Here is a 2,541-nt window from a genome sequence, read left to right on the forward strand (position 1 = left end):
GTATTCATTCATTTCTTGATTTTTATTTATGAAAGGGTAGGGGAAATGTGCTTCTACCTTATGGTTCTGTCTTGCTCTCATAGATGTCTTTATGGCGTTATATCGAACAGTTTCCAAAATGGAAATAGTTGCCTGGATCAGTTGTTTCTATTTTGGAAATAACTGATGTCCATGGCTTCATTCTTTGCTTGGTAAATCCTTTTTATTCGGTAAGAAATTATCTTTGCTTACGACCTTTTTGCCAGTTTTCTCTTCCAGTTCTAAACGTGCCTTTTTAGCTATGCCACCACCTTGTTTACTGGCTTTCTGATTTTCAGTCATTCCAGTGGCATTTGTAGCCTCGGCAATTTGTCTTGTTGATAGCTCTGCAAGTGCTGTGAAGATTAGCTCAGCTTCACTCATATGGTCTCGTAGGTTCTGGGATTTTAATCCTTTTGCCTGTTTGTGTTCTTTTACACTCAAGCCTGTCCATTCTTGATGAATGATATTAGTAAGGATTGCAAATTCACTGGGTTCGTCAATGCCGTGTTCTTTCCAATAATCCGTGAGCTTATTCCGGGTTTCCTGACCCGTCATGCGCTGTTGTATCCATTTTTCACTGTAGCCATGTTGTTTCCATGTTTCTCTGGCTCTATCAAGTGCTTGAGAGGGGTCGGACATTTCTTGCATGCGTTCGTAGCCGACCTTTGCTAACCATAGTTTAATGGGTTCAGCTTTTGGGCTTGGGATTGATTGAATGAGCCGTAGCAATGTTTCGGCATTTGCAACGTCAGTGAGATATTTTTTGCCATCAGCTGCCGCTAATTTCAGTCGGTTACATTTTGTAACCGACTGACTACCTTCTTTTTGTAAGCGATTTTTTAACACCTTCCAATAGTTTCTTGCGGCTTGGTAATCGGGTTGTTGTATCAGGGCTTGGACTACATCTACAACTGAAAAAAACCATGTTTCAGTTTCTTCATCATATAAACGTCTAATGTGGTATTGCTCAAAATTGGCTGGGTTACTTTCCATAAAAATTCCTTATTGTTCTGATACTCTTTTGGGTTGGATTATTACTACATTTTCTTGCTGCATATTTTCAATAAGCTCTGACCAGGCATTTAAAGCCTCCTTTCGCTGAGGCAGCATTTCATTTTTATTGTAAGTAGCCATGATCTTAGGCATCTTGTGTCCTAAACATTTCTCAATCACTACCGGATCAACATGCAATGCCTCACCAAGCTGAGTTGCAAAGGTGCGTCTTAAATCATGTGCTGTCCAGTGGGGGATGCCTACTCGTGATTGTATTCTGATTACTGCTCTTGGCATAGCTCGGTCGGATAAAATACTTTGATCGTCTGCGCCTGTAATGACGTATTCTGAATCGCTTTGTGCTTTGAGTTCTCTCAATACCTTTTTAGTCATTTCTGTGAGGTGAATTCTCATGACTATGTTGGTTTTGGTATTTTCGGCTGGGATAGTCCATAAGGAGTTTTCAAAATCGAATTCTGACCATTTGGCTACTCGGATTTCTCCTGTTCTTACGCCTGTAAGTAGGATGATTTTTAGGGCTGCTCGGATCTGAAACGAGGTGCCATGTTCTTCACTGTCGAGAAATTGCCATAGAGTTTTTACTTCATCAAGGGTTAAATAGCGTTCTCTGGGTTTTTCTACGCCGCCTATGTCTCTGGCTCGTATGGTCATGGCAGGATTTAGCAGCATTTCGCCTCGGCTTACTGCATAGTTGAATGCTTGCTTTAATGTACTTAGTACTTTGTTCGCATGAACGGGTGAGCCACGTCCTACAATTTTATCGAGAGCTTGGGTGATTTCTCTTGTTTTTAAGTGTTCCAATTTCTTATTACCCAAGAGGGGAATGATATCTACTTTGATGTGTTGCCAAATTTGCAGCGGTTGGGCGCGGTGTTTTTCAATGTAGTTGGTGTACCAGTGGAGTATCAGATTTTTTACGGTACTTTGGTCTTTCTGTTTTTGTTCTGCGATCTGCTCTTTGGGATTTACTTCGCCATGACGAATATCGCTTAAATCGATAAAACGTTTCTTGGCTTCCGATAAACTCATAGCAGGGTAGTGGCCTATAGTAATGAAATGCCTTTGGCCGTTGATTTTATAACGGTATAGAAATGTTTTTAGTCCTTTGGGGGTGACTCGAATACCAAAACCCCCATCTCTGAATTCTTCATAGCGAGAAGATCTTGGTTTTAGCGATCGAATATAGGCGTCTGTAAATTGTCTTTCCATCATTGCACCACTTAAAAATTAGGTGTACTTCTAGGTGTACTTTCGTGAGATCTCACATGAAATCGTTTGATATTTTTTGAAGTATAGCACATGGTGAAAATATATAAAATACAATGAGTTAGTGTTACTATTTGATATCAAATGATACCGTTTGAAAACGGTCTTTTTAAGAATGGGGTGCTAGTGGTCGAAGGTTCAAATCCTTCCGTCCCGACCAATATAATCAGGCTCTTTCGGCTCTTTCCCAATTACGGGGGCACTCCCCATTTAACAACACAACACCCTAACACGGGTTCT

General features: G+C 40.6%; 2 protein-coding genes. Both read right to left on the minus strand.

Going from position 1 to position 2,541, the window contains the following annotated elements; translation table 11 throughout:
• Window positions 1-177: 177 nt before the first annotated feature.
• Window positions 178-1,014, minus strand: a complete 837-nt coding sequence (locus LOX96_RS17440; RefSeq protein ID WP_250424810.1) for a BRO family protein — start codon at window positions 1,012-1,014, stop codon at window positions 178-180.
• A 9-nt stretch (window positions 1,015-1,023) separates the two neighbouring features.
• A complete protein-coding gene (locus tag LOX96_RS17445) occupies window positions 1,024-2,247 on the minus strand; it encodes a tyrosine-type recombinase/integrase (RefSeq protein WP_082060358.1) in 1,224 nt (407 codons plus the stop codon).
• Between the last annotated feature and the right edge of the window lie 294 nt (window positions 2,248-2,541).

Origin of the sequence: Legionella maioricensis, from assembly GCF_023618015.1 — a bacterium.
Taxonomy (GTDB): Bacteria; Pseudomonadota; Gammaproteobacteria; order Legionellales; family Legionellaceae; genus Legionella; species Legionella maioricensis.

What these genes read in the sequence shown, in the direction of transcription:
- LOX96_RS17440 (WP_250424810.1), bottom strand. Translation starts at nt 1,014, where the DNA reads ATGGAAAGTAACCCAGCCAATTTTGAGCAATACCACATTAGACGTTTA.
- LOX96_RS17445 (WP_082060358.1), bottom strand. Translation starts at nt 2,247, where the DNA reads ATGATGGAAAGACAATTTACAGACGCCTATATTCGATCGCTAAAACCA.